Raw genomic sequence first — 26,536 nt, forward strand, 5'->3', positions numbered from 1 at the left:
GGGGAAGGAGGTGGGGAGGGGGTCAGGCGCTGCGGCGGCGACGGACGAGGAACAGGCCACCTGCCGCGGCCAGCGCGACGGCGAGCAGACCGCCGGCCACCACGGCCGCCGTCGGCACACCGCCCGAGCCCCCGGCGTCGGCGGTGGCGGCGACCGGCGTGACGGACGGGCTCGGCGCGACGACCGGGGCGCTGCCGATGTCCGGCAGCGGCGGGAGGGCGGCGGCCGGGTCGAGGGCGACGGCGAAGCTCAACGGGTCCATCACGGTGCCCGCCGGGTACAGCCCGCCGAACGCCTTGCCGCCCGGCTCGGTGAGCGTGAGCGGGAGTTCGACGGCCTTGAGCAGCCCGCCCTCGGAGGTGAGCCCGGCCGGGTCGAAGGTCGCCAGCTCGACGCCGGTGAGCTGCTGGGCGGCGCCGTCCGGTGTGCGACCGGAGACATCGGCGCGCAGCACGCCCTTGCCGTCCGCGACGGTGACGCCCGGGTTGGCCACGGTGAGGTCCAGGCCGTAGGCGTCGCCGCTCTTCAGGCCGATGAAGCGGACGCTGCCGGTGAAGGCGGCGCTCAGCGCGCCGCTCGCCGGGTCGTAGCTGCCCTTGGCGGGCGTCCAACGGAAGAACGCGCCGCCGTCCGCCGCGCCGCCGGTGGGCTCCCAACGGCCCTGGGCGATACCGCCGGTGACGTAGTCGCGGAAGGTGCGGCGCACGCCCCAGTCGAGCGCGCCGTTGCCGAACTCGGTGGCGACGGCGGCCGGAGCGGTGGCGGGCGCGGTGGTCGGAGCCGGGGTGGCGACCGGGGTGTCGGCCGGGGTCGGGGCACCGGTCGGAGCCACCGGGGCGGACGAGGACGGCGCGGCACTCGGCGAAGCGGTCGCGGCAGCGCTGGGCACAGCAGTCGGCGCAGCCGGAGTCGTGGGCGCGGACGAGGCCGGCTGCGCCGCCGGGAGGTTGACCGACAGGTTGACCGGGTCGAGCGCCGTCCCGGCGGTGTAGAACCCGCTGAAGGCCTTGGCCCCCGCGTCGGTCAGCGTCGCCGGGACGTTGCTGAGCGTCAGGGTCCCGGCCGCGCCGCGCAGGTCGACGCCGGCCAGCGAGAGGTCCGCCAGCTTGGCCTGGCTCGCGTTGCTGACCTGCCCGGTCTCCCGGGACTTGCTGCTGACGTCCGCGTACAGCCCGGCCGAACCGCCCGGGGCGGCCCGGAAGGTGAGCCGTCCGATGCTCAGGTCGAGCGCGTTGGCGCCGCTCTCCTGGTGCCCGGTGAACCGGACCCCGCCGGAGAACGCGGCGCTCAGCGCGCCGCTCGCCGGGTCGTACGTGCCAGTGGCGGAGTGGAACCGGAAGCCGCTGCCGGAGACCGTGGCCGCGCCGCCGGTGAGCCCCCAACTCCCCTGGGCGATGGGCCCGGTGACGTACGTCAGGAAGGACTGCTTGATCCCCCAGTCGAGCCGCCCGCCGGACACCCGCCCCTCGGCCGCGACCGCCTGCCCGGGCAGCAGGGCGACCGTCAACAGGGCCGCCAACGCGGCCACCAGGCCGGCGGTCAGGCGGCGGAGCCGATGGGGCAGAGGCACGCGGATCACTCCTCGGCGCGACAGGGGAAGCGGGGTCGGCGCATCACCGACCCCCTTGCAAGGTTTAGGTAAGGCTAACCTAATATATGAGTCAAGAGCCCCGCCGGGCACCCCCGCACCCCACCCACCGGCGGCGACAACTCCCGACGAAGGGAACGACGTTGAGCAGCAGTACCACCCGACATCGGGCCGCCCGCGGCCCCGCGATCCTGCTGCTCCTCCTCGGTCCGCTGTTCGCCCTGACGGCCTGCGGCTTCTCGACCAGCGCGGGCGAGGCGACCGGCACCGGCACACAGGCCCCGGACACCGTCGAGCCGCTGCCCGACACGCCCACCCCGCAGCTGCCCGCCACCGCGGCCTCCGCCGACGGCCGGACCACCACCGTCACCAGCGCCGAGCGGATCATCCCGCTCAACGGCAGCCTGGCCGAGATCGTCTTCAGCCTCGGCCTCGGCCCCAAGGTCGTCGCCCGGGACGTCTCCACCACCTTCGAGCAGGCCACCGCCCTGCCCGTGATCACCCAGGCCCACGAGGTCTCCGCCGAGGGCGTGCTCTCCCTGCACCCGACCGTCGTCCTCGCCGACCGCTCCACCGGCCCGGCCGAGGCCGTCGCGCAGATCCGCGCGGCCGGCGTGCCGCTGCTCGTCCTGGACGACGCCAAGCGGCTGGAGGACGTCGGCACGCGCATCGACACCGTCGCCGCCGCCCTCGGGGTCCCCGACGCCGGGCGGCAGTTGAAGGAGCGCACCGAGCAGCGGATCACCGAGGCGAAGGCCGACCTGCCCGCCGTCGGACAGCGCCGTCCCAAGGTCGCCTTCCTCTACCTGCGCGGCAGCGCCTCCGTCTACCTGCTCGGCGGCCCCGCCTCCGGCGCCGGCTCGCTGATCGAGGCGGTCGGCGGCGAGGACGCCGGCACCGCCGCCGGGCTCAGCGGCGACTTCACCCCGCTCACCAGCGAGGCCCTGGTCAAGGCCGCCCCCGACGCGATCCTGGTGATGAGCAAGGGGCTCGACTCCGTCGGCGGCGTCGACGGCCTGCTCAAGCTGCCCGGCGTCGCCCAGACCCCGGCCGGGCTCGACCGCCGGATCGTCTCCGTCGAGGACGGCCAGCTGCTCAGCTACGGGCCGCGCACCCCGCAGGTGATCCGCGAGATCGCCGAACAGCTCTACCCGAAGGCCGCCCGATGACCGCCACGCTCACCGGCAAGAGCCTTCCCGTGGCCAGGCGCACCAGCCGCACCGCCCTGCTCACCACCGGCCTCGCCGTCGCCCTGGTGCTGTTCGCCCTGCTCGCGGCCGGCACCGGCGCCTACCGCATCCCGCTCGGCGACATCCTCGCCTCCTTCGGCCACCGGCTCGGCCTCGGCGGCCACGCCCTCGACCGCGTCCCCGAGTCGGTGCTCTGGAACGTCCGCCTCCCCCGGGTGGTGCTCGCCCTGCTGGTCGGCGGCTCGCTCGGCTGCGCGGGCGCGCTGATGCAGGGCGTCTTCGGCAACCCGCTCGCCGAACCGGCCGTCATCGGCGTCTCCTCCGGCGGCGCGGTCGGCGCGGTCGGCTGCATCGTGCTCGGCCTGGACGCCCTCGGCACCTGGACGGTGACCGCCTCCGCCTTCGCCACCGGCCTGCTGACCGTCTTCGCGGTCTACGCGATGTCCCGCTCCGGCGGCCGCACCGAGGTCGTCACACTGATCCTCACCGGCGTCGCGGTGAACGCCTTCTGCGGCGCCCTGATCGGCCTGTTCCTGTTCACCGCCGACTCCGCGGCGATCAGCCAGGTCACCTTCTGGCAGCTCGGCTCGCTCTCCCAGGCCACCTGGGGCAAGGTGCTCGCCGTCCTCCCGTTCGCCCTGGTCGGCCTCGCCGTCGCGCCCCGCTACGCGCGCTCGCTGGACCTGCTGGCGCTCGGCGAACGGCCCGCCCGGCACCTCGGCGTGGACGTCGAGCGGATGCGGCTGGTGCTGATCACCGTGGTCGCCCTGCTCACCGCCGCCGCCGTCGCGGTCAGCGGCATCATCGGCTTCGTCGGCCTGGTCGTCCCGCACCTGCTGCGGATGGTCGCCGGCCCCGGCCACCGCTTCCTGCTGCCCGCCTCCGCGCTCGGCGGCGCCCTCGTGCTGGTCGCCGCCGACCTCGCCGCGCGCACCCTGGCCGAACCGGCCGAACTCCCGCTCGGCGTGCTCACCGCGCTGATCGGCAGCCCGTTCTTCTTCTGGCTGCTGCGCCGCACCAGGACCAAGCAGGGAGGCTGGGCATGAGGATCGGCGCCCTGCGCAACCGACCCGAGGTACCCGCACGGCCCGCCCCGGGCACCGAACTGCTCACCGCCGAGGCCGTCCGGCTGACCGTCGGCGGACGCGAGCTGCTGACCGGGGCCGACGTCCGGGTCACCGCCGGCGAGGTGGTCGCCCTGCTCGGACCGAACGGCGCCGGCAAGTCCACCCTGCTCTCGGTGCTGGCCGGCGACCTCACGCCGACCGCCGGCGAGGTCCGGCTGGACGGCCGCCCGCTGGCCGGCTTCCGGCCCGCCGACCTCGCCCGCCGCCGCGCGCTGCTGCCGCAGGCGGCCGCGCTGTCCTTCCCGTTCCCCGCCGACGAGGTGGTCCGGATGGGCCGCGCCCCCTGGGCCGGCACCGCGGCCGCCGCCGAGGACGAGCGGGTGGTCGACGAGGCGATGGCCGCGACCGAGTCCGCGGCCTTCGCCGGGCGGCCGTTCACCGCGCTCTCCGGCGGCGAACGGGCCCGGGTGGCCCTGGCCCGGGTGCTCGCCCAGCGCACCGCTCTGCTGCTGCTCGACGAACCCACCGCCGCGCTCGACCTGCGCCACCAGGAACTGGTGCTGCGCCTGGCCCGCACCCGGGCCGCCGCGGGAGACGGCGTGGTCGTCGTCCTGCACGACCTGTCGCTCGCGGCGGCCTACGCCGACCGGGTGGTGCTGCTGACCGACGGCGCGACGGTCGCCGACGGGCCGGTGGCCGAGGTGCTGCGCGCACCGCTGCTCAGCGAGGTGTACGGGCACCCGGTCGAGGTCCTGCCGCACCCGCGCACGGGGGTGCCGCTGGTGCTGCCGGAGCGCGCCCAGGCTGCTCCTAGGCTCCCTCGTCGTCCAGCCGGAAGCCGACCTTCATGCACACCTGGTAGTGCTTGATCCGCCCCTCGGCGAGGTGGCCGCGGACCTGCGAGACCTCGAACCAGTCGAGGTGGCGCAGCGTCCGGGAGGCACGCTCGATGCCGTTGCGGATCGCGGCGTCGACGCTCTCCGTCGAGGACCCGACGATCTCGGTCACCCGGTACACGTGCTCGCTCATGGCGGACTCCTCAGCTGTGCGACGGCCCCCGGTCCACCGTGCACCGGGGGCCGTCGCTCCGCACGCGGAGAGCGGTCCGCGCTGGAGACAGGGCCTGGCTAGAACGCCGCGCGCACCTCACCGACCGGGAGGCCGCCGCCGAACAGCGGGGCCGCAGCGATCCGCTCCAGCGTGGAATCGCCGGTGGTCACCCCGAGGCGGCGCAGGGCGGCGGCCAGGACGGGGCCGCGGGCGCGCTCGGCGCCGTCCTCGATCTTGAAGGCGAGCGCCCGGCCGTCCGGCAGCGCCACCACCTGGACGGCCTCCGCGCCCATCTTGGCGAGCGCGCCGGGCACCGCCCGCATCAGCCGGGTGTCGGCCCGGCGGGTGCCGGCCACGTACTCGGGGTGCGCGCGCATCGCGTCGGCGACCCGGCGCTGCGGGGTGCCGGGCTCGGCCAGCAGCAGGGCGCGGTAGCCGCGGGCCAGGGCGGTCAGGCCGACGGCCAGCAGCGGCGCGCCGCAGCCGTCCACCCCGGCGTGCGCGGCCGGCTCGCCGACGGCCTCCTCCAGGGCCTCGCGGGCCAGTCGCTGGATCGGGTGCTCCGGGTCGAGGTAGCTGTCGGTGGGCCAGCCGTTGGCCGCGCAGGCGGCGAGCCAGCCGGCGTGCTTGCCGGAGCAGTCCATCAGGATCGGCTCGCGGTCACCGCCCCAGCGCAGGTGCAGCTCGGCCTCCAGGTCGTCGAGCGGGAGGTCGGCCGGGGTGCGCAGGGCGGACTCGTCCAGTCCGGCACCGGCGAGGATCCGCCGCACGCCGTCGAGGTGAAACGATTCTGCGGAGTGGCTGGAAGCCGCCAGCGCCAGCAGCTCCCCCTCGATCGCGAGCCCGGCCCGCAGCGTGGCCACGGCCTGGAAGGGCTTGGCGCAGGAGCGCGGGAAGACCGGCGCGTCCGGCTCGCCCAGCGCGAACTCGACGGAGCCGTCAGCGGCCAGCAGCACCAGCGAACCCCGGTGCCGGCCCTCGGTGAAACCCGAGCGGACGACTTCGGCGAGCACGGGCAGGGAGACGGAACTGGACATGGCGAAAGCCTTCCGGAGGTGAGGGTGAACCGGGGGCGAGCCGGGCCCGTCCCCCACCCCCGGCGCCCCCCGCACCTGTCAGAGCGGACCGCCTGCGAGCAGGTCGTCGACCCGTGCTTCCCCATCACGGTACCTGCGGGTGATTTCGGCGTTGCAGCCGTCCGCCGTCCGCAGCAGCCGCTGCCGTCGCCCGGACACCTCCCGCTCGTGCGCCCGCAGCCGCTCCAGCGCCGCCAGCAGCTCCTCGGCCGGGTGCGCGGCCAGGTCGGCCAGCTGGACGTCGCCCATCAGCGCGTCCGCCTCCAGCTGGGACTGCTGCCCGCGCGGCGGCCCCAGCGTGACGTGCCGGGCCGAGCGGCGGACGGTGGACGGGGCGTCGGTCAGGATCGCCGGCAGCCGCTCCAGCAGGGCGCCGGCCGGCTCCGCCGGGTCCGTGGTCCGGGCCGTACCGCCGGCTCCGGGCCGGCGGTCCAGTTCGGCCAGCAGGATGTCCATCCGGCCGTGCAGCAGCCGCCGCAGGTAGGAGAGGTCGGCCTCCTGGTCCAGGGTCTCCCGGCGCAGGGTCCGCAGCTGGTCCAGGCCCAGGCGTCCGAGGTCCGGCTCGGGGCCGGCCCCGGGCCCCTCGGGCAGCCGCCCGTAGCGGTCCTGCGCCGTGCTGATCGCGTCCATCAACCAACCACCTGCCGTCGTCCCGATCCCACCCGCTCGCGGCGCCCCGTCGCCTGCCGCCGGTCCGGCCCGCCAACCGCCGCGCGCGCCGCCGGCGCGTTCCCGTCCGGAGGCACGCCCGGACGACCGCGAAGGTTCCCGCCCCCGGCCGTGGCCACCCGGCGGGGCGACACGACCAGAACGCCTGACCTACCGGCTCGGCCGCCCGGCCGAACCGGGCCCGGCGCGGCGGACCTCGGCGCCCCGGACCTCGGGCGCGGCCGGCTCCCCGCCCTGGTGCGGCGGAGCGGCGGACACGCCCTCGTACGGTCCCCCAGCGTGCCACCCCGCCCGGCGCCGCCGCACTGCCCGTGCACCCGAACGGCCCCCTGGCGAAGAGGGGTGGCTGATACGACCGAAGCTTTTCGCCGGGAGAACGCTGCCATGGCGCACGCAGGCGCACGCAACCCGGCGTGCGCCAGGCCTTCGAGCGCCCACGGGGGCCGGCTCACGCCCCAGACGGCTCCGGCCCTGACGGCTCCGGCAGAATGGCGGCATGCGAGCAGTGGTGCAGCGAGTGACCGAGGCCAGGGTGACGGTGGCCGGGGAGACCGTCGGCGCGATCGAGGAACCCGGACTCTGCGTCCTGGTCGGCGTCACCCATGACGACACCCCCGCCAAGGCGGCCCAACTGGCCCGCAAGCTCTGGACGCTGCGCCTGCTGCCGGCCGACGACGAGGGCGTGGAGCAGTCCTGCTCCGACATCGGGGCGCCGCTGCTGGTGATCAGCCAGTTCACGCTCTACGGCGACGCCCGAAAGGGCCGCCGCCCCACCTGGAACGCCGCCGCGCCCGGTCCGGTCGCCGAGCCGCTGGTGGACGAGGTGGTCGCCCGGCTGCGCGCGCTCGGCGCCAAGGTCGAGACCGGCCGCTTCGGCGCCGACATGAAGGTCGCCCTGGTGAACGACGGCCCGTTCACCGTCCTCGTCGAAGTCTGACGGTGCCTTCGTCCTACTGCGGGACGATCACGTCCTGCGTCCCCGGCACCGTGCCGGCCAGCAGCACCGCGTCCACCGGGACGTTGCGCTTCACGACCGCCAGCGCGATCGGCCCCAGCTCGTGGTGGCGCGCCGAGGAGGTGACGATGCCGAGCGCCCGCCCCTCCGGGTCGGAGGCGAGCCGCACCGGCGTCCCGTGCGGGGGCAGCACCTCCTCGGTGCCGTCCAGGTGCAGGAAGACCAGCCGGCGCGGGGGCCGACCCAGGTTGTGCACCCGGGCCACCGTCTCCTGGCCCCGGTAGCAGCCCTTCTGCAGGTGGACGGCGGTGCTCAGCCAGTCCACCTCGTGCGGGATGGTCCGGTGGTCGGTCTCGAAGCCGAGCCGCGGCCGGTGGCCCTCGATCCGCAGCGCCTCGTACGCCCACACGCCCGCCGCCGGACCGTAGCCCGCGGTCAGCTCCGCCAGCCGGGCGCGGGGCAGGAAGAGGTCCCGCCCGTAGGGCAGTTCGCGGACAGCCGCCGCACCCTCGGCGGAGGCGGTGGAGCCGGCCGGCAGGTGGACCACCGCGTAGTCGGCGGTCGCGTCGGTCACCTCGACCCGGTAGAGGAACTTCATGCTCTCCAGGTAGCCGACCAGCGCCTGCTGGGTGCCCGGCTCGACGTGCGCCCAGAGGGTGGTGCCGTCGTCGACCAGGTAGAGCGCGTGCTCGACGTGCCCGTTGGGCGAGAGCACCAGCGCCTCGGTGGCCTGCTGCGGCGGCAGCGCGCTGACGTGCTGGGTGACCAGCAGGTGGAGCCAGCTCAGCCGGTCCGCGCCGGTCACGGTGATCACGCCGCGGTGCGAGAGGTCCACGAAGCCGGTGCCCCGGGAGAGGTTCCGTTGTTCACGGAAGAGGTCGCCGTAGTGGGCGGCGACGCCCTCGTCGGTTCCCTCGGCGGGGACGGCTCCGGACAGCGCAAGCAGCGGACTCTTCAGACCGGTCATACCGGCTAGCTTACGACCGCTCCGCGACGGGCCCGGCGGCGCAGTCGGCGCAGCGGCCGAAGATGGCGAAATGCTTGAGGTCCGTGTCGAAGCCGTGCTGGGCGCGGAGGCTGTCGATCAGCGGCTGGGCGATCTCGGTGCCGGTCTCGGTGACCTTCTCGCAGTCCCGGCAGACCAGGTGCAGATGGTGGTGGCGGCCGGCCAGGTGGTAGGTCGGGGCGCCGTGGCCGAGGTGGGCGTGCGAGACCAGGCCCAGCTCCTCCAGCAGCTCCAGGGTCCGGTAGACGGTGGAGATGTTGACGCCGCTGGCGGTCTGCCGGACGTGGCAGAGGATGTCGTCCGGGGTGGCGTGGTCGAGCGCGTCGACCGCCTCCAGCACGAGCTGGCGCTGCGGGGTGAGCCGGTACCCGCGCTCGCGCAGGTCGGCCTTCCAGTCGCCGGAGAGCTGCCAGTCGGTGGTGCCGGTGTCCGCCACGGTCCTGTCCCTGCCAAACGTCGGGGGTCCTGAACCAAGTGTAGGGACCGGCCGGGGGCCGGTCCCTACCCGTGCGCGCCCCTGCGGGCGGCCGTACCTGCTCGAAGGACTACTTGAAGAAGGCGATGCCGTCGTCCGGCAGGTCGTTGATGTCCTTGATCAGCTGGGCCGGCGAGAGCACCTTCCGCAGCTGGGCCGACATGTACGGGCGCAGCGGGACGTTCGGGGCGGCCTTCTCGCCCACCCAGAGCAGCTCCTCGTTGACGAAGCCGTAGAGCCGCTTGCCGCCCGAGTACTCCGGCGAGCCCTCGATCCGGGCCACCGCGTCGGTGGAGACGTCGATCTGCGGCTTGCCGTCGGCCAGCTCGCCGTACCAGATCTCCACCGTGCCGTCGTCACGGACGGACGAGATCTCGACCCCGCGGGCGCCGCTGGTGCCGTGCTGGTTGCTGGTGATGCGCCAGAAGGCGTGCTCGTTCTCCAGCGGACGGACCTTCTCGCCCTCGCTGTTCAGCACCCAGGTGCGGGAGCGGAACTCCAGGAAGGGCCGTCCGTCGTGGCGGATGACGATCTCCTGGCCGAAGTTGCACTTCTCGGTGCCCGGGCCCCCTTCACCCGGCAGAGGGGCGTAGACGCCCGCGCCCTCCCAGGTGCCGAGGAGGAAGGCGAGCGGGACGACGTCCTTGTGGAGGTCAGAGGGGATCTCGATCATGTTCCTGGTCGCTGTCGTCGGTGCGGGAGTACTTCAACCGTACGGCAGCGGGGTCAGCGCTGGCCCTGGTAGAGCTTCATCACCGAGAAGATGGCGAACCAGGTGATCAGCACGGCCATGAGGGCCAGCAGACCGTCGAAGAAGATTTCCAGACCGGACACGGGTGGCTCCCATTGCGGCGACAGTGTGGTGGATTTTGCTGCCGCTCACTCTATCCGGCGGGTGGGGGAGGGTCTCGGTGAGCCCCACCCACGTCGGCGATCTAGGGTGTCGGCATGTCTTCGAAGAAGCTCGTCATCAAGGTCACCGCGGGGGCCGACGCCCCCGAGCGGTGCTCGCAGGCGTTCACGGTGGCGGCGGTCGCCGTCGCCAGCGGCGTCGAGGTGTCGCTCTGGCTGACCGGGGAGTCGTCCTGGTTCGCCCTGCCCGGGCGGGCGGCGGAGTTCGAGCTGCCGCACGCGGCGCCGCTGCCGGACCTGCTGGAGTCGGTGCTGGCCGGTGGCACGCTCACGCTGTGCACCCAGTGCGCGGCACGGCGCGGGATCGAGGAGAAGGACCTCGTCGAGGGTGCCCGGATCGCGGGCGCGCAGGTCTTCGTCAGCGAGATCATGGCCGACGGCGTGCAGGCGCTCGTCTACTAGGCGCCGGCCGCTACGGCCGCTGAGGGCGGTCCTCGTGGTCGGGGTGGTCCCGGTCGTGGCCGGGATCGTCCCACTTCGGGTCCTCCCAGCGCGGGTCGTCCCACCAGTCGTCCTCGGGGTCGCGCCGGTTGGCGAACACCGCCGCCGCCGGCGGGATGACCATCGCGACCACGCACAGGGCCACGGCCGCCGGCACGGAGACGAACCGCACCGCCCCCCAGGCCAGCACGAAGAGGCCCAGGCAGACGGTCATCATGACGTAGTAGTAGCGGCGCCGCCGACGGGACTGCACACTTCCACGGTATGCCCGAGGGCCCCCGCTCGGCAGGGGCCCCCGGTACTGCTGTTCCGCTGTTCCGGCGTCGCCGGTCAGACGGCGATGGCGACCTCGGTCAGGTTGCCCTGGGAGGCGACCACCTGGCGGTCCACGGTCTGGCCCGGGATGAGCGCGCGCAGGGTCCACTTGCCCGGGCGGGCGAAGAACCGGAACTGGCCGGTCGCCGAGGTGGGCACCTCGGCCGTGAACTCGTTGTTCTCGTCGAGCAGTCGGACGTAGCCGTTGACCGGCTCACCGTCGCGGGTCACCGAACCCTGGATGATCGTCTCGTTCGCCACGTCAACTCCTGCCAGGTCCGGGCCGCCGGCCTTCGCACCGCACATTGTCTTGTTTCCCTTCTGCCTTACGGGTGGAGCCGGTGGCTCAGTTGCCGAGCTCGATCGGCACGCCGACGAGGCTGCCGTACTCGGTCCACGAGCCGTCGTAGTTCTTCACGTTCTCCTGGCCGAGCAGCTCGTGCAGGACGAACCAGGTGAGCGCGGAGCGCTCGCCGATGCGGCAGTAGGCGATGGTGTCCGTCGCCAGGTCGACGCCCTCGGCCTCGTACAGGGCCTTGAGCTCGTCGTCGCTCTTGAAGGTGCCGTCGTCGTTGGCGTTCTTGGCCCACGGGATGTTGCGCGCGGTCGGCACGTGGCCCGGGCGCTGCGACTGCTCCTGCGGGAGGTGGGCCGGGGCGAGCAGCTTGCCGGAGAACTCGTCGGGCGAGCGGACGTCGACCAGGTTGAGGTTGCCGATGGCGGCGATCACGTCGTCGCGGAAGGCGCGGATCGAGGAGTCGGCGGCCTGCGCCGTGTACTCGGTCGCGGCGCGCTGCGGCACCTCGGCGACCAGGTCGCGGGAGTCCAGCTCCCACTTCTTGCGGCCGCCGTCGAGCAGGCGGACGTCACCGTGGCCGTACAGCTTGAAGTACCAGTAGGCGTAGGAGGCGAACCAGTTGTTGTTGCCGCCGTAGAGGACGACGGTGTCGTCGTTGGCGATGCCCTTGGCGCTGAGCAGCGCCTCGAAGCCGGCCTGGTCGATGAAGTCGCGGCGGACCGGGTCCTGGAGGTCGTCCTTCCAGTCGATCCGGACCGCGTTGCGGATGTGGTTCTTGTCGTACGCGGAGGTGTCCTCGTCGACCTCGACGATCACGACCTTCGGGTCGTCCAGGTGGGCCTGGACCCAGTCGGCGTCGACCAGGACGTCGCTGCGGCTCATGGTGATGTTCTCCATCCGGGGGCGGTTGGCGGAAGGTGCTCGCTGCTTCGGGGTGCTGCTGCTCAGCGGTGGTGCGGGTCGCCCGTCGGCCATCGGTCCGAATTCCTGTCCGAATGGTGGGACGGGAGCCGGTGTGCGGCGCGACCGGGCGGTGCGTGGCGGAGTACGGCGGGGACGCCCGGCCAAAAGGGCCGGCTGCGATCACCGGAAGAAATCGGCGGCGGGGGCAACTGCCCTGCCTGGACGCCGAGTTAACGCATTCGACACAGACAGGCGGCCACGCGGCACAGGTCTACCGCCCGCCGCTTGGTGAGGTCCGTCTGTCGCTTCATGCGAACGATGCTAGGGACACCCGGCGCCCGCTGTCACCAGCGTATCGGATGATGAGACCGGATGGCTCACATCTCGGGATTTGACCATTTCATGGGCGTCGGGAACCGGCCGGGGCGCGGGCCGTGGGCGCTCTGAGGGGGGCCGGAAGGCGGGAACGGCACCGCTCCGCGGCCGGCGCTGGACAGCGCGTCTCGCGGAGCGGAACGACGGAACGGTTGGTGGGGAGGTGTTCGGGTCAGCCGATGAGCTTGATGCCCTTGCCCTCGAAGCCCAGCCGGAGGCCGTCCTCCTGCGGCGTGACCGAGGACAGGTTCAGCCCGGCGGGCAGCGTGGAGAGGGTGAAGCTGATCGGGGCGAGGGACTGGTCGGACACCCCGGCCAGCAGCGAGGCCATCGAACTCAGCTTGAACCCGTCCACCGTCACGGTGTCGCCCTTGCTGTGCACTGCGGCGTCGCCGATCGGGAACGGCCCCAGCGAGGCCTTGATCTTGCCCGGACCGCCGTAGGAAAGGCTCAGCCGGGTGCCGCCGCCCAGGGAGAGCCGGCCCGCGTTCGGCACCAGCTCCGAGGCCGGCGGCAGCAGACCGGACAGGTCCGCGTAGGTGATCAGCGCGGAGCCGGCCCCGCTGTCCACGGTGGCGCTGCTCATGTTGCCGCTCACCTCGACGCCGGAGAGCTCGGCCCGGAACGCGTGCAGGGACACCTTGTCCTTGCCCTCGCCGACGGTCAGCGCGTCCGAGGAGATCCGCACGTCGTCCAGCTTCTTCGCGACGACCTGGGTGAGGAACGGGAAGCCCTCGATCGAGACGTCCGGCTTCTGGCTCATCCGGCCGCTCTTCAGGATCTGGTCGGCCGCCTCGTCCTCGGCGACGCCGACGGCGATCCGGTCGGCGCCCACCAGCACGCCGGAGAGCACCACCACGCCGATCGTCGCCTTCAGCCAGCCGCGCATCGCTCTCCCCCGTCGTCGCCGGTCGCTGTCGTCCGTCGCTGTCGTTCGTCGCCGTGGTTCGTGGTTCGTGGTTCGTGGTTCGTGGTTCTCATCGTGGCCGGCCGTGCGGATCGGGCCGTTCCGGTGCGGCCGCTCCCGCACGACCGTACGACGTCCCGCCCCGGAGCATGGTTCCGGGACGGGACGTCGCGGCGGTCAGCCGAGCAGCGCGGTGGCGATCCAGACCAGCGGTGCGGACACCGCCAGCGGCAGGGCCACGCCCGCCGTCATGTGCACGAACCTGGACGGGAAGTCGTACGCGGCCACCCGGCGTCCGATCAGCGCGCCGAGACCGGCCGCCACACCCAGGAACGGCGGTGCGCCGACCGCGAAGCCCAGACCGACCGCCGCGGCCAGGCCCAGCAGCGGGCCCAGCCAGCGCGGTCCGGGCAGCGGCGCGGCCGCCAGCAGGGTCGCCAGCGCGACCGCGCCGACCGCCGCCGGCACCCAGTCCGCCAGCAGCAGCGCGGTGCAGAGCACCGTCACCACGGTGGCGGAGCCGAGCACGGTGAGCGCGTAGAACCGCTCCTTCGGATCGGCCGGCCGGAACGTCTGCAGTACCAGGACCAGCAGGAAGAACCCGCCGAGCGTGCCCACCACCGCGGCCGTGCCGCCGTCCGCGTCGGCCAGCAGCACCGAGACGTCGGCCACCACGCCGGACAGCGCGGCCAGCGCGATGCCCTGGCGGGCCGGCCACATGCCGTTCAGCCGGAACCAGCCGGCCGCCGTCAGGCCCTGGAGCAGGACGAGCACCAGGGCAAGCGGCACCTGGCCGAGCGCCGCGCCGCCGGCCAGCAGGGCGGCGGCGCCGGCGGTGATCAGGGCCGGCTGGAGGCCCGGGTCGTGGATCGGCGAACCGGTCCGCGCGGGCGCGGCCGGAGCCGCCGCCTGGACCGGGGACGGCTGGGCTACGGGGGCCACGGGGGTCGCGGGCGGGAACGGAGGCGTGCCCAGGGACGGCGCCGGGCCGGGGAACGACGCGGCCGGACCGGCGGGCGCGGCGTGGGCGTTCTGCGCCGCCCGGGCGGCCCGCGCGGCACGGGCCGCGGCCGGGTCGGTCAGCACGGGGGCCGGGGGCTCCGGGCGCTTGAGCGTCATGGTCGGCTGGTCCAGACCCTGTCCGTGATCCGGGGACTGGACCGGCGGGTAGGCCTGGGCCGGGGCCTGCGCCTGCGTGGGTGCGGGCGACGGCGCGGGCGCCGGGGGCTCCGCCCGACGGTGCGACCGGCCGTGCCGCGGCTCGGTGTAGGGCCGCGCCGGCCCCTGGACCGAATCCGGAGCCTGCGCCGGGGCCGGGGCCGACGGCATCGGGCCCGCCGCCGACACGGGCGGGAGCAGCGCGGTGGGAGCGTCGTCCAGCGGCGGCACCGGCGGCAGCAACGTGGTCGCCGCGGCGTCCTCCAGCGGCGGCACCGGCGGCAGCAGCGCCGTCGCGGCGTCGTCCATACCCGGACCGGCTCCGTACGGCGGCTGCCCGTACACCTGCCCGCCGTACGGCGCCTGTCCCGCGCCGGGGGCGTACGGCTGCGCCGCGTGCCCCTGCTGCGCATAGGGATCCGGCGCGTACGCCTGCTGCGGGGTGTACGGATACGGCGGCTGCCCGGGCTGGTAGCCCTGCGGCGGCTGCTGCTGCGGCTGGTACGGCGGTTGCGGCTGCTGCTGCGGCTGCCCGTACGGGTACTGCGGCTGGTACGGCGGCTGCGGCTGCTGGGGCTGGGCCTGCTGGGGCTGCCCCTCGGGGGTTCCGTTCGTTCCGGTCACGCCGCTCACCCGCCCGCGAACGGGGGGAGGACCTCGATCGTCCCGCCCTCGGTGAGCGCCACCGTCGCGCGGTCACGGCCGCCCACCGGCGAGCCGTCCACCAGGTAGGAGCAGTGACCGAACAGCCGGACCAGCTTCGGCCGGTCCGCGTGCCGCTCCTCGGCCCGCGCCAGCGCCTCGGCCAGGGTCGCCGCCAGGTACGGCTCCTCGGCCAGCCCGGCCTCCGACTTCGCCGCCGCCCAGTAGCGGATCGTCCCGCTCACCCGAACGGCGGCCGCCGGGTCGTGCCCGGTGGTCGCGCCCATGGCAACCCCTTCTCGTCGTCCTCGCCCGGGCCCGGGTGTCCCGGCCGGGTCCACCACCGGGGCGCCCGCGCCTCGCCCGAAAGGTGTACGCGCGCGGTGCCGCCGATGTGTCCCCCATGATGTCGTGTTCGCCCGCGCGAGCGGCAATCGCCCTGGCCCGGCGCCCGGCGGCGCCGTCGCGAAGCTGTGGCCGGGCTCACCCGGGGCGCGCCCGAAAAGGCCGAACCGCCGGATTCGAGCCCTCCCGGCGTGGTGGGCCGGTCGGCTATCCTCGATCCGTGAGGGATCCGGGCAGAGTCGCCCCCGGATCCTTTTGTGCTTTCAGGACGCCAGTACGGACGTCCGTGCGAATCGTCGGCCCACCCCCGGCGTGCCGCAGGGACCGCCCCGCCACACACGGCACAACGAGGTGCCGGGACGAGGCCGGGGCGTCGGACAACCCCGGCTCCGGGCCGCCGCCCGGGACGGGCCAGGACCGGAAGGTTCGCGGATGAGCAGGGCAGAAACGGTGCACCGGGGATCACAGGACCCCCTGGGCGCACGCCGTCCGGCCACGCGCGCCGCCGGATCCCCCGCGTCCCCCCTGGCCTCCGTCTCCTCCCCCTCATCAGCACCTGCGCCATCCGGCCGTGGCGGCGGCCGGACCGCGACCGCGACGACCCGGAAAGGGGACTACCGGGTATGAGTTCTCTGCTCCTCCTCACCAACGCGCTGCAGCCCTCCGCGGAGGTCCTGCCCGCGCTCGGCCTGCTGCTGCACAACGTCCGGGTGGCCCCCGCCGAGGGCGCCGCCCTGGTCGACACGCCCAGCGCCGACGTCATCCTGGTGGACGGCAGGCGTGACCTGCCGCAGATCCGCAGCCTCTGCCAGCTGCTGCGCTCCACCGGCATCGGCTGCCCGCTGATCCTGGTGGTCACCGAGGGCGGCCTGGCCGCCGTCACCGCCGAATGGGGCATCGACGACGTCCTGCTCGACACCGCCGGCCCCGCCGAGGTCGAGGCCCGGCTGCGGCTCGCCCTCGGCCGGCTCCAGGTGTCCACCGACGACAGCCCGATGGAGATCCGCAACGGCGACCTCTCGGTCGACGAGGCCACCTACTCGGCCAGGATCAAGGGCCGGGTGCTCGACCTCACCTTCAAGGAGTTCGAGCTGCTCAAGTACCTCGCCCAGCACCCCGGCCGGGTCTTCACCCGGGCGCAGCTGCTGCAGGAGGTCTGGGGCTACGACTACTTCGGCGGCACCCGGACGGTCGACGTGCACGTCCGGCGGCTGCGCGCCAAGCTCGGCGTCGAGCACGAGGGCCTGATCGGCACCGTGCGCAACGTCGGCTACCGCTTCGTCGTCCCCGACAAGGGGGACAAGGGGGAGCGGGCCGAGCGGAACGATCCGCCGGCCCGGCGCTCCCCGGCCGCCCTGGAGGCCTGACCGGCCGGCCGGACGGGGCCGCCCCGCGCCGTCCCGCCCGGCCTGTCCTGGTTCGTCCCGACCCGTCCGGGGCGCTCCGCGCGCCACGCCCGCCCGACGCGGGTCCCCCACTGCCCGGCCACATGCCACACGCGTAGACTCCCCCCGTGGCCAAAGTGACGCGCGACGACGTAGCCCGACTGGCTGGTACCTCGACCGCGGTCGTCAGCTACGTGATCAACAACGGACCGCGCCCGGTCGCGCCCGCCACCCGGGAGAAGGTGCTCGCCGCGATCGAGCAGCTCGGCTACCGGCCGAACAGCGTCGCGCAGGCGATGGCCTCCCGCCGCACCAACCTGATCGGCATGGTCGTCCCGGACGCCCGCCAGCCGTTCTTCGCCGAGATGGCGCACGCCGTCGAACGGGCCGCCTCCGAACGCGGCAAGCTCGTGCTGATCGGCAACTCCGACTACGTCGACGACCGCGAGGTCCACTACGTCCGCGCCTTCCTCGGCATGCGGGTCTCCGGCCTGATCCTGGTCAGCCAGGGCCCCTCGCAGCGGGCCGCCGAGGAGTTCGCCGCCATGGAGGGCGCCAAGGTGGTGCTGCTGCACCGCCGCCCCGAGGCGATCGACGACGTCGCCGTGGTCACCGACGACGTGGCCGGCGCCGAGACGGTCGTCCGCCACCTGCTGGAGGTGCACGGGCACCCGTACGTGGCCTGCTTCGGCGGCCCGGTGGAGTCCCCCGCGCCCGGCGACCCGGTCATCGACCACGTCGAGGGCTGGCAGCGCGCGATGGACGCGCACGGCCTGCCCACCGAGCCGCACCTGATCGACGCGCCGTTCCACCGGTACGGCGCCTTCGACGTCGCGCTCGACCTGCTGCGCTCCGAGAACCGCCCGCCGGCGATCTTCTGCTCCACCGACGACCAGGCCATCGGCGTGCTGCGGGCCGCCCGCGAGCTGGGCCTGCGGGTGCCGGAGGACCTCGCGGTGGCCGGGTTCGACGACGTGCCGGAGGCCGCGCTCGCCGACCCGCCGCTGACCACCGTCGCCTCCGACCGCGACGCGATGGCCCGGGCGGCGGTGGACCTGGTGCTGGACGACTCGCTGATGGTGCCCGGCTCGGACACCGAACGGGTCCGCACCTTCCCGTCGCGCCTGGTCGTACGGCGTTCCTGCGGCTGCTCGCCGGACGGCGCCGACTCCTAGCCTGACCAGGCTTTATGAGAAGTCAACGGGCTTCTCGGGGCGTTCTGAGCGGACTCTCATCGGATTCTCATCCCCCGGGCGGACGTTGGTCGCCATGAGCGATCACCAGCAGTGGCAGCCCCGCACCGACGGCGAGCAGTACGACGGCCCGTACGGGTACCCGCAGCCCCGGATCATCCCGGGCACCGTCCTCGACAGCACCACGCAGGACCGCACCGCGCAGGACCACCCCGGGTACGACGGCACCGGGTACGACGGCACCGGGTACGGCACCGCCGCCCACCCCGCTGCCGGCACCCCGCCCCCTCCCCCGGCCCCGCCGTTCCCGCCCGAGGCGGGCACGGCGCCCACCCCCGGCGGCCCCGGCCACCGCGCCCGGCGCGGCCTGCTGCGCGGCCGGCTCGCCCTGGTCACCGCCGTCGCCGCGATCGCCGCCGTCCTCGGCGGGGTCACCGGCGGCCTCGTCGCCGCCCGGGACCACGACTCCACCGCCCGCACCGGCACCATCGCCAGCCCCGTCGCCGCCCGCTCCGACGGCAGCGCCGACGTCGCCGCCGTCGCGGCCGCCGTCTCCCCCAGCGTCGTCCAGATCACCGTGAAGACCGCGAACGGCACCGCCACCGGCACCGGCGTGGTGCTCACGGCGGACGGGCAGATCCTCACCAACTACCACGTGGTCTCCGGCGCGGCCGGCGGCGGCCAGATCACCGTCACCTTCCACGACGGCTCCACCGCCCGGGCCACGCTCACCGGCACCGACAAGGGCCTGGACGCCGCCGTGATCACCGCCCACGGCGCCAAGAAGCTCACCCCCGCCGTCCTCGGCGACTCCTCCGCCGTCGCGGTCGGCGACCCCGTCGTCGCCATCGGCAACCCCGAGGGCCTCACCGGCACCGTCACCTCCGGCATCATCAGCGCCGAACACCGCGAGGTCACCGTCCAGCTCGACGAGGGCACCACCGGCGGCAACGGCGGCTTCGGCCTCCCCAACCTGCCCGGACTGCGCGGCACCGCCCCGCAGAGCGGCGGCGAGACCGCCACCTACCAGGCCTTCCAGACCGACGCCGCGCTCAACCCCGGCAACTCCGGCGGCCCGCTCATCAACGCGGGCGGGCAGGTCATCGCCGTCAACTCGGCCATGTACTCGCCGAGCGGGTCCAGCGCCACGGCCGGCGGCAGCGGAGCCGGCAGCGTCGGCCTCGGCTTCGCCATCCCGATCGACGACGTCAAGCAGGTGCTGCCGAAGCTGCAGTCCGGCCAGAACATCTGAGCACGTCCGACAATTGACCCGAGCAGGCCCTCCCGCCACCAGAAAGGGCAACCGCCGATGACCCCGTCCGCCGACGACCGCACCCCCGCCGAGCCCGGGCACCAGACCAGCGCCCGGCTCCTCGTGGTCGACGACGAACCCGCGCTCCGGGACGCCCTGGAGAGCAGCCTCGCCTTCGAGGGCTACGAGGTCGCCACCGCCACCGACGGCTACGAGGCGCTGGAGTCCGTCGAACGCGAACGCCCGGACCTCGTCCTGCTCGACATCATGATGCCCAGGATGGACGGCCTCACCGCCGTCCGCCGGATGCGCTCGCGCGGCGACACCGTCCCGGTGCTGATGCTCACCGCCCGGGACGCCGTCGGCGACCGGGTCACCGGCCTCGACGTCGGCGCCGACGACTACCTCGCCAAGCCCTTCGAACTCGACGAGCTGCTCGCCCGGGTGCGCGCCCTGCTGCGGCGCAACGCGCTCGCCACCGAGGCCGCCGCCCGGGCGGCCGCCGTCGAGGAGGAGACCGACGTCCTCGCCTTCGCGGACCTGCGGATGAACACCGCCACCCGCGAGGTCACCCGGGCCGGCCGCCCGGTCGAACTGACCCGCACCGAGTTCATGCTGCTGGAGATGTTCCTCGCCCACCCCCGCCAGGTGCTCACGCGCGAGCAGATCCTCAAGGCGGTCTGGGGCTTCGACTTCGAGCCCTCGTCCAACTCGCTGGACGTGTACGTGATGTACCTGCGCCGCAAGACCGAGCAGGGCGGCCTGCCCCGGCTCATCCAGACCGTCCGCGGAGTCGGCTACGCGCTCCGCCCCGCCGCCGGCACCACCGCGTGAGCCCCACCGTCCCGCCGCCCCCGCTCGCCCCGCCCCGCATCCCGCGCCGCGGCCGCGTCACCACCTGGTACCGCGCCCGCTCGCTGCGCACCCGCCTCACCTTCCTCACGGCGGCGGCGGTGGCGGTGGCGATCGCGCTATCGGCGCTGGCGTGCTGGTTCATCGTGGAGGAGCGGATGTACGGGGTGGTGCGCAGCGACCTGGAGACCGTCCGGGTCCAGCTCGCACCACCCAGCGGCAGGGACTGCGCCACCACCCCCCAGGCCGCGCTCAAGAACGTCCAGAGCACCGGTCTGCAACCGCCGGCTGGGGGTCCGGCCCCCCGGGACACCCAGTACGTCTTCAGCGGACCGGTTCCCCTTGTCTGTCTGCCTCCCAAGGCGGCCAAGGCCATCGCCGTCGAGCCCGGTGACTCAAATGTGCTGGATCTCAGGCCCGGCCAATCCGTCATCCGAGACGGTCACTACACCGACGGCACCCCCGCCATGGTGCGCGTCACCTGGTACCCGTCCGACGTTCCCGGGTACCCGCAGGCTCTGGTCATGGTCGCCACCCCGACCAAGGGCGTCGAGGAGTCCCTGAACCAGCTCGCCTTCCTCCTCGGCGGCGTCGCCCTCGGCGGCATCATCCTCGCCGGTGTCGCCGGCCGGCTCGTCGCCCGCTCCGCGCTCAAGCCCGTCGACCAGCTGACCGACGCCGTCGAGCACATCGCCCGCACCGAGGAGGTCGGCACCACCATCCCCGTGCAAGGCGAAGACGAGATCGCCCGGCTCTCCACGTCCTTCAACTCCATGAGCACCGCCCTCGCCAACTCCCGCGAGCGGCAGACCCGCCTGATCGCCGACGCCGGGCACGAGCTGCGCACCCCGCTCACCTCCCTGCGCACCAACGTCGACCTGCTGATCCGCAGCGACGACACCGGCCGTCCGCTCCCGCCCGCCACCCGCACCAAGCTGCTCGGCAACATGAAGGCCCAGATGCAGGAGCTCACCGTCCTGATCGGCGACCTGCTCCAGCTGTCCCGCCCGGACTCCCCCAAACCGGTCCGCACGCTCGCCGTGGTCGCCCTGCACGAGCTCGCCGAACGGGCCGTGGAGCGCGCCAAGCTGCGCGGTCCGGGGCTGGTCTTCGAGACGGCCACCGCGCCCTGGTACGTGCACGCCGACGCGGCCGCCCTGGAGCGCGCGGTGATCAACCTGCTGGACAACGCGGTGAAGTACAGCCCGCCCGGCGGCACCGTCGAGGTCCGGCTCGACGCGGGCGTGCTGACCGTCCGCGACCACGGTCCCGGCATCCCCCAGGACGAGCTCCCGTACGTCTTCGACCGCTTCTGGCGCTCCCCCTCCTCGCGCCAGCTCCCGGGCTCGGGCCTCGGGCTGTCGATCGTGGCGCAGAGCGTCCGGGAGGCCGGCGGCGAGGTGTCGCTCGGCCCGGCCCGGGACGGCGGCCCGGGCACCCTCGCCACCGTCCGCCTGCCCGGCGGCCCCGCCCCCGCATAGCCGGAAGGGGCGGGGCGCCCCGACAGCGCCCCGCCCCTGGTCGGCTCACGGCCGGCGACCCTCGGCTCAGCCGGTGGTGCTGCCCGCGGTGATGATCTTGATCCGGTCCTGCGCCGGGGCCTTCAGCGGCGCGGCGGCCGAGCTGTTGGCGCCCAGGTAGGCGGCGAAGACGTCCAGGTCGGAGGCACCGACGAGCTTGTCGGCACCGGCCGCGAAGGCCGGGAAGCCGTCGCCACCGCCGGCCAGGAACTCATTGGCCGCGACCCGGTACTTGGCCGCCGGGTCGACCGGCGCGCCGTTGAGGCGGATCGAGTCGACGACGATCCGGTCCGCACCCTTGTTGCGCATGTCCAGCGTGTAGCTGAGCGACTTGGACGGCTGGAGGATCTTCGGCGAGGCCTCGTTGGAGCCGCTGACCTGCTGCTGCAACAGCTGGATCAGCTGGGCCCCGGTCAGCGTCTTGACCTGCATCATGTTGGTGAACGGCTGGACGGTGAACGCCTCGCCGTAGGTCACCACGCCGTCGCCCTCGGCGCCGCTCGCCTTGTAGACGAGGTCGGCGCGGATGCCGCCGGGGTTCATGAAGGCGACCTGCGCGCCGCCCTTGTCGGCGGGCGCGAGGCCGACCTGCTGGGCGTCGGCGATGACGTCGCCGAGCGGCTTCTCCAGGTCGCTGTTGCCACGGCCGTTGATGTCCGAGGCGATGTAGCCGATCGGGCGGTTGGCGATCGGCGCGGCCAGCTTCGAGTAGTGGTCGATCAGCTGGGTCAGGTCGGGGGCCTTCTCGACCGTGCGGCGCACGATGTGGTTCTCGGCCTTGACCGACGGGCGCACGATGGTGCCGCTGGCCTTGTCGAGCTTCAGGTCGATCTCGGTGTACAGCCGGCCGAAGGAGGCGGCGCTGGTCACCGAGCGCGGCACGCCCTGCGGGTCCGGGATGGTGCAGGCGTACGCGTTGTGGGTGTGGCCGGTGACGATGGCGCCGACCGCCGGGTCGATCTTCTTGGCGATGTCGACGATCGGGCCGGAGATGCCCTGGCCGGCCGCGCCGCAGTCGTAGTTGTAGGTGCTGCTGGCCGGCAGGCCGCCCTCGTGGATCAGCGCGACGATCGAGTTGACGCCCTTGGCCTTCAGCTCGGCGGCGTACTTGTTGATCGTGTCGACCTCGCCCGCGAACTTCAGGCCCTTGACGCCCTCGGCGGTGACGATGTTCGGCGTGCCCTCCAGGGTGACGCCGATGAAGCCGATCTTGACACCCTGGGACTTGGTCACCCAGTACGGGGCCAGCACCGGCTTGCCGGTCTTCTCGCTGGTGACGTTGGCCGACAGGTAGTTGAAGTTGGCGCCCGCGAACTTGCGCCCCTCCTCGTAGCAGCCGTCGGTCGGGTGGCAGCCGCCGTTCTGCAGGCGCAGCAGCTCGGCGGAGCCCTCGTCGAACTCGTGGTTGCCGACCGAGGAGACGTCCAGGCCGAGCTTGTCCAGCGCCTCGATGGTGGGCTCGTCGTGGAAGAGCGCCGAGGTCAGCGGCGAGGCGCCGACCAGGTCGCCGGCGGCGACGGTGATCGAGTCGTCGGCGGGGATGCGGGCCTGGCGCAGCGCGGTGGCGAGGTACTCGACGCCGCCGGCCGGGGTGCTGACCGGCTGGCCGGTGGCCGGGTCGATCTCGCGGATGGTCCCGGACGAACCGGCCGGGGGCTCCAGGTTGCCGTGCAGGTCGTTGATGGCCAGCAACTGGAGGTTGACGGTCTTGGGCTTGGCGGTCGCGGCCTGGGCCGCGGACGGCATGGCCACCGTGCCGACGAGGCCGGCCGCGGCGACGACGGCCAGCGCCGACCGTCGAGTTCTGACGGAGAGCATGTAGGGGGTCCCCTGCACCTGTGAGAGCGCCCAGCTGTGGACAGGCCCGGGCGCGCGAGACGAGTGTCGTTGCGCGAGTGCAGCCTAGAGTCAACGCGCGTAGCTGTCAGGCCCCCGGACGTAACGACAGGGTTACCTACTGACGAATCGTCGTCGGACTTTCTCCGCCGGGCCGGGCCTCAGACGCCCGGCTCGGCCGCCAACTGCCGCTCGGCCCGGACCCGTTCGGCCACCGCGTCCTCGGTCATCGCGCGGTCGGTGTAGACCAGCGGGCGTTCCGCCTCGGTGATGATGTGCTTCACCACCTGGACGTTGCCGTTGACGTCCCAGACCGCGATGCCCGGCGAGAGCGTGGGGATGATCTCCACCGCCCAGCGCGGCAGGCCGAGCACCCGCCCGGTGGCGCGCGCCTCCTCGGCCTTCTGCATGTAGATGGTCCGGGTGGAGGCCATCTTGAGGATCGCCGAGGCCTCCTTGGCCGCCGCCCCGTCCACCACGTCCGACAGGTGGTGCACCACGGCGACGAAGGACAGGCCCAGCCGGCGGCCGAACTTCAGCAGCCGCTGGAACAGCTGTGCCACGAACGGGCTGTTGATGATGTGCCAGGCCTCCTCGACCAGGAAGATCCGCTTCTTGCGGTCCGGCCTGATCCAGGTGTGCTCCAGCCAGACCCCGACGATCGCCATCAGGATCGGCATGGCGATCGAGTTGCGGTCGATGTGCGAGAGGTCGAAGACGATCAGCGGCGCGTCCAGGTCGATGCCGTCGGTGGTCGACCCGTCGAACATGCCCCGCAGGTCGCCGTCGACCAGCCGGTCGAGCACCAGCGCGACGTCCAGGCCCCAGGACTGCACGTCCTTCACTGCCACGCCCAGCGACTCCACCGAGGACAGCTCGGGGTTGCGCAGGGTGTCGATGATGTCGTTCAGCACCGGCTGCCGGTCCCGGACCGTCGCCACCACGTGCGCGTGCGCGGCCTTCAGCGCGAAGCCCGCCCGCTCCTCCAGCCCGCGCCCCATCGCCACCTCGATGATGGTGCGCAGCAGCGACAGCTGCCCCGTCTGGGTGATCGCCGGGTCCAGCGGGTTCAGCTTCACCCCGCCGTCCCGGGCCGCCATCGGGTCCAGCCGGATCGACTTTATGCCCAGCGCGTTGGCGATCAGGTTCCACTCGCCGACCCCGTCCTCGCCCTGCGCGTCCAGCACCACCACCTGCCGGTCCCGGAACCGCAGTTGGCGCAGCACGTAGGTCTTCTCCAGCGCCGACTTGCCGTTGCCGGACTCCCCCAGCACCAGCCAGTGCGGGGCCGGCAGCTGCTGGCCGTACAGCTGGAACGGGTCGTAGACGTACCCCTTCCCGCTGTACACCTCCCGTCCGATGATCACCCCGGAGTCGCCCAACCCCGGCGCGGCGGTCGGCAGGTAGACCGCCTGCGCCTGGCCGGTGGAGGTGCGCACCGGCAGCCGGGTGGTCTCCACCTTGCCGAACATCAGGCTGGTGAACGCGTCGGTGAGGTTGCCGATCGCCATACGGGGGCCTCCAGATCAGTCGCTCGGCCGGTGCCCGCTCAGCGGCGGATACCGGTGGCGAACGGCAGGGTGTTGACGAACGCACGGTGGTGCTCGCGGTCGCACCACTCCAGCTTCAGGTAGCTCTTGCCCGCCGACGCCCGGATCGTCCGCTTGTCCCGGGCCAGCGCGTCGGGGTTGCGCGAGGAGACCGTGATGTAGCCGACCAGGTTGACGCCGGCCGCGCCGGACGCCAGGTCGTCACCGCGCTGGTCCACCCGGCCGGTGTGGGCCAGGTCGCGCGGGTCGATCGTCCGGTTCATCTTGGCGGCCCGGCTGGCCTCCGCCTCGTCGTTGGTCTTCTCGGTGAGCATCCGCTCGATCGCGACGTCGGTGGGCTCCAGGTCCATCGTCACCGCCACCGTCCGGATCACGTCCGGGGTGTGCACCAGCAGCGGCGCCAGGAAGTTGACGCCGACCGGGGTCAGCGGCCACTCCTTGATCCACGCGGTGGCGTGGCACCACGGCTCCCGGGTCGCCGACTCGCGGGTCTTCGCCTCCAGGTACTGCGGGTGGGTCGCGTCCAGCTCGGCCGGCCAGGCATTCCGCTTGGACATCGCCTGGATGTGGTCGATCGGGTGGTCCGGGTCGTACATCGAGTGCAGCAGCGAGGAGAGCCGGGCCTGGCCCAGCGGCTGCCGCACCCGGATGTCCGCCTCCGCCAGCCGCGCGCAGATGTCGGTCAGCTCGCGGGCCATCACCGCGGCCAGCCCCTCGTCGTCCCGGGCCCGCCGCCCGGTCGCGGTGCGGCCCATCGCGTGCGCCTCGGCCGCGAGGTCCCGGGTGTAGTGCATGCACGCCACCAGGTACGCCCGGTGCTGCTCCGACGAGGTCGACACCATCGACTGCAGCTGGTCGTACGAGTCCATCAGCCAGCGCGGCGCTCCCGGATCGCCGCGCCGCTCCACGTCCTTGGCGTGCGCGTCCGGGTCGGCCGGCAGGGTGCGGGCCAGGATCTGCAGCCGGGTCACGAAGCCGTCCCCGTTCGCGACGTGCTTCAGCAGCGTCCCGAACCGGTCGACCAGCGCCTCCTGGTCCTCCGAGTCGCGCAGCCCGACACCCGGACCCTCGATCTCGATCGCCGCCGTCACCGTGCGCCGCTCCAGGTGCATCAGCACCCCGACCTCGTCCGGCCCGAACGGCGCCGACAGCCAGCGCAGCCGCCCCACCCCGGGCGGCGGCCCGATCTCCACCTCACGGCCGTCCAGCCGCGTCCCGGCGTCCATCGCGTCCGACTTCCACACCGCCCGGCCGCTGCGGACCGTCCGGCGGTAGGTGCGGTTGATCTCCACCCACTTGTAGTACGTCCGGCGCCGGTACGGCACGTACACCGCCGCGATCGCCAGCGCGGGCAGGCCGACCAGGCCGGCGATGCGCAACGGCAGGATCGGCATCATCAGGCCCCAGACCATGCCGAGGAAGGCCCCGAAGATGATCAGCACGATCTCCCCGGACTCCCGGTTCCGGCCGATCGGCGCGTTCGGGCGGGCCTTGCCGATCAGGTAGGTACGGCGCTGGTGCACGTACGGCTGGGCGTACTGGGCGCCGTACTGGCCGAGTGGTTCGCTGCTCACTT

Annotated in this window: 27 protein-coding genes; 10 read left to right on the forward strand and 17 right to left on the reverse strand. The window is 73.6% G+C overall.

Translation table 11 applies throughout. The features are described from left to right. Positions 1–22 precede the first annotated feature (22 nt). Positions 23–1,570, reverse strand: a complete 1,548-nt coding sequence (locus tag ACFVVU_RS34910; protein WP_387793934.1) for an HtaA domain-containing protein — start codon at positions 1,568–1,570, stop codon at positions 23–25. A gap of 161 nt (positions 1,571–1,731) precedes the next feature. Here ACFVVU_RS34910 and ACFVVU_RS34915 point away from each other — a divergent pair, with 161 nt between their 5' ends. The 3 genes from ACFVVU_RS34915 to ACFVVU_RS34925 are packed head-to-tail and all read left to right on the forward strand — an operon-like array spanning position 1,732 to position 4,714. Then, the gene (locus tag ACFVVU_RS34915) at positions 1,732–2,757 is read left to right on the forward strand and encodes a hemin ABC transporter substrate-binding protein (RefSeq protein WP_387793935.1); all 1,026 of its coding nucleotides are present in this window, start codon (positions 1,732–1,734) and stop codon (positions 2,755–2,757) included. Beyond that, a complete protein-coding gene (locus ACFVVU_RS34920; protein WP_387793936.1) occupies positions 2,754–3,824 on the forward strand; it encodes a FecCD family ABC transporter permease in 1,071 nt (356 codons plus the stop codon). The genes ACFVVU_RS34915 and ACFVVU_RS34920 overlap by 4 nt, the downstream gene beginning before the upstream one ends. After that, a complete protein-coding gene (locus ACFVVU_RS34925; protein WP_387793937.1) occupies positions 3,821–4,714 on the forward strand; it encodes a heme ABC transporter ATP-binding protein in 894 nt (297 codons plus the stop codon). The genes ACFVVU_RS34920 and ACFVVU_RS34925 overlap by 4 nt, the downstream gene beginning before the upstream one ends. On the opposite strand, the gene ACFVVU_RS34930 is transcribed toward ACFVVU_RS34925, so the two are convergent. The 3 genes from ACFVVU_RS34930 to ACFVVU_RS34940 all read right to left on the reverse strand — a co-directional run bounded on the left by ACFVVU_RS34930 (position 4,656) and on the right by ACFVVU_RS34940 (position 6,601). Beyond that, the gene (locus ACFVVU_RS34930; protein WP_387793938.1) at positions 4,656–4,874 is read right to left on the reverse strand and encodes a dodecin; all 219 of its coding nucleotides are present in this window, start codon (positions 4,872–4,874) and stop codon (positions 4,656–4,658) included. The two genes, ACFVVU_RS34925 and ACFVVU_RS34930, sit on opposite strands and share 59 nt — an antisense overlap. Before the next feature lie 98 nt (positions 4,875–4,972). Next, complete coding sequence (locus ACFVVU_RS34935; protein ID WP_380681973.1) at positions 4,973–5,932, reverse strand: asparaginase; 960 nt, start codon at positions 5,930–5,932, stop codon at positions 4,973–4,975. A gap of 78 nt (positions 5,933–6,010) precedes the next feature. Then, the gene (locus ACFVVU_RS34940) at positions 6,011–6,601 is read right to left on the reverse strand and encodes an ABC transporter substrate-binding protein (RefSeq protein WP_387793939.1); all 591 of its coding nucleotides are present in this window, start codon (positions 6,599–6,601) and stop codon (positions 6,011–6,013) included. Between the two features lie 535 nt (positions 6,602–7,136). On the opposite strand from ACFVVU_RS34940, the gene dtd reads away from it, so the two are divergent. Further along, complete coding sequence (gene dtd / locus ACFVVU_RS34945) at positions 7,137–7,577, forward strand: D-aminoacyl-tRNA deacylase (RefSeq protein ID WP_380681975.1); 441 nt, start codon at positions 7,137–7,139, stop codon at positions 7,575–7,577. Between the two features lie 13 nt (positions 7,578–7,590). On the opposite strand, the gene ACFVVU_RS34950 is transcribed toward dtd, so the two are convergent. From ACFVVU_RS34950 to ACFVVU_RS34960, 3 genes are all read right to left on the reverse strand, one after another. Beyond that, positions 7,591–8,553 carry a YgfZ/GcvT domain-containing protein gene (locus ACFVVU_RS34950; protein ID WP_387793954.1) on the reverse strand — a complete coding sequence of 321 codons (963 nt, stop codon included), beginning with the start codon at positions 8,551–8,553 and terminating at the stop codon, positions 7,591–7,593. Positions 8,554–8,572: 19 nt separating this feature from the next. Then, entirely contained in the window at positions 8,573–9,037 is a 465-nt protein-coding gene (locus ACFVVU_RS34955) for a Fur family transcriptional regulator (RefSeq protein ID WP_380681976.1), read from the reverse strand. A gap of 109 nt (positions 9,038–9,146) precedes the next feature. Then, positions 9,147–9,749 (reverse strand): FABP family protein, encoded by a 603-nt coding sequence (locus ACFVVU_RS34960; protein ID WP_380681977.1) that lies wholly within the window; start codon positions 9,747–9,749, stop codon positions 9,147–9,149. 275 nt (positions 9,750–10,024) lie between these two features. Between ACFVVU_RS34960 and ACFVVU_RS34965 the strand changes: the two genes are divergently transcribed. Beyond that, complete coding sequence (locus ACFVVU_RS34965) at positions 10,025–10,390, forward strand: DsrE family protein (protein ID WP_380681978.1); 366 nt, start codon at positions 10,025–10,027, stop codon at positions 10,388–10,390. Positions 10,391–10,400: 10 nt separating this feature from the next. Here the strand turns inward: ACFVVU_RS34965 and ACFVVU_RS34970 are convergent, their stop codons facing one another. The 7 genes from ACFVVU_RS34970 to ACFVVU_RS35000 form a co-directional block, all read right to left on the reverse strand. Beyond that, positions 10,401–10,646: a hypothetical protein gene (locus tag ACFVVU_RS34970; protein WP_387793955.1), complete on the reverse strand. Its 246-nt coding sequence runs from the start codon at positions 10,644–10,646 to the stop codon at positions 10,401–10,403. A gap of 113 nt (positions 10,647–10,759) precedes the next feature. Further along, positions 10,760–11,050 carry a DUF1416 domain-containing protein gene (locus tag ACFVVU_RS34975; RefSeq protein WP_344343425.1) on the reverse strand — a complete coding sequence of 97 codons (291 nt, stop codon included), beginning with the start codon at positions 11,048–11,050 and terminating at the stop codon, positions 10,760–10,762. A 40-nt stretch (positions 11,051–11,090) separates the two neighbouring features. Then, on the reverse strand, positions 11,091–11,924 hold the full coding sequence (locus ACFVVU_RS34980) for a sulfurtransferase (protein ID WP_380681995.1): 834 nt from the start codon (positions 11,922–11,924) through the stop codon (positions 11,091–11,093). Between the two features lie 251 nt (positions 11,925–12,175). After that, positions 12,176–12,256: an Ms5788A family Cys-rich leader peptide gene (locus ACFVVU_RS34985; protein WP_350517234.1), complete on the reverse strand. Its 81-nt coding sequence runs from the start codon at positions 12,254–12,256 to the stop codon at positions 12,176–12,178. Positions 12,257–12,492: 236 nt separating this feature from the next. Next, positions 12,493–13,209 carry a DUF2993 domain-containing protein gene (locus ACFVVU_RS34990; protein WP_387793940.1) on the reverse strand — a complete coding sequence of 239 codons (717 nt, stop codon included), beginning with the start codon at positions 13,207–13,209 and terminating at the stop codon, positions 12,493–12,495. A 195-nt stretch (positions 13,210–13,404) separates the two neighbouring features. Next, positions 13,405–15,009, reverse strand: a complete 1,605-nt coding sequence (locus ACFVVU_RS34995) for a hypothetical protein (RefSeq protein ID WP_387793941.1) — start codon at positions 15,007–15,009, stop codon at positions 13,405–13,407. Between the two features lie 5 nt (positions 15,010–15,014). Beyond that, positions 15,015–15,314, reverse strand: coding sequence for a MoaD/ThiS family protein (locus ACFVVU_RS35000; RefSeq protein ID WP_380681982.1), 300 nt, complete (start codon positions 15,312–15,314; stop codon positions 15,015–15,017). 681 nt (positions 15,315–15,995) lie between these two features. On the opposite strand from ACFVVU_RS35000, the gene ACFVVU_RS35005 reads away from it, so the two are divergent. From ACFVVU_RS35005 to ACFVVU_RS35025, 5 genes are all read left to right on the forward strand, one after another. Further along, complete coding sequence (locus ACFVVU_RS35005) at positions 15,996–16,739, forward strand: response regulator transcription factor (protein WP_380681983.1); 744 nt, start codon at positions 15,996–15,998, stop codon at positions 16,737–16,739. Between the two features lie 146 nt (positions 16,740–16,885). Next, complete coding sequence (locus ACFVVU_RS35010) at positions 16,886–17,932, forward strand: LacI family DNA-binding transcriptional regulator (protein WP_380681984.1); 1,047 nt, start codon at positions 16,886–16,888, stop codon at positions 17,930–17,932. A 94-nt stretch (positions 17,933–18,026) separates the two neighbouring features. Then, entirely contained in the window at positions 18,027–19,202 is a 1,176-nt protein-coding gene (locus ACFVVU_RS35015; protein ID WP_387793942.1) for a S1C family serine protease, read from the forward strand. Positions 19,203–19,259: 57 nt separating this feature from the next. Continuing rightward, positions 19,260–20,036 (forward strand): response regulator transcription factor, encoded by a 777-nt coding sequence (locus ACFVVU_RS35020; protein WP_380681986.1) that lies wholly within the window; start codon positions 19,260–19,262, stop codon positions 20,034–20,036. Further along, on the forward strand, positions 20,033–21,535 hold the full coding sequence (locus tag ACFVVU_RS35025) for a sensor histidine kinase (protein WP_387793943.1): 1,503 nt from the start codon (positions 20,033–20,035) through the stop codon (positions 21,533–21,535). The genes ACFVVU_RS35020 and ACFVVU_RS35025 overlap by 4 nt, the downstream gene beginning before the upstream one ends. 66 nt (positions 21,536–21,601) lie before the next feature. On the opposite strand, the gene ACFVVU_RS35030 is transcribed toward ACFVVU_RS35025, so the two are convergent. The 3 genes from ACFVVU_RS35030 to ACFVVU_RS35040 all read right to left on the reverse strand — a co-directional run bounded on the left by ACFVVU_RS35030 (position 21,602) and on the right by ACFVVU_RS35040 (position 26,534). Then, a complete protein-coding gene (locus tag ACFVVU_RS35030; RefSeq protein ID WP_387793944.1) occupies positions 21,602–23,392 on the reverse strand; it encodes a bifunctional metallophosphatase/5'-nucleotidase in 1,791 nt (596 codons plus the stop codon). 179 nt (positions 23,393–23,571) lie between these two features. Beyond that, positions 23,572–24,921 carry an ATP-binding protein gene (locus ACFVVU_RS35035; protein WP_380681989.1) on the reverse strand — a complete coding sequence of 450 codons (1,350 nt, stop codon included), beginning with the start codon at positions 24,919–24,921 and terminating at the stop codon, positions 23,572–23,574. A gap of 38 nt (positions 24,922–24,959) precedes the next feature. Continuing rightward, positions 24,960–26,534 carry an SCO6880 family protein gene (locus ACFVVU_RS35040; protein ID WP_380681990.1) on the reverse strand — a complete coding sequence of 525 codons (1,575 nt, stop codon included), beginning with the start codon at positions 26,532–26,534 and terminating at the stop codon, positions 24,960–24,962. Positions 26,535–26,536: the final 2 nt, after the last annotated feature.

Origin of the sequence: Kitasatospora sp. NPDC057965 (assembly GCF_042887135.1) — a bacterium.
Taxonomy (GTDB): Bacteria; Actinomycetota; Actinomycetes; order Streptomycetales; family Streptomycetaceae; genus Kitasatospora.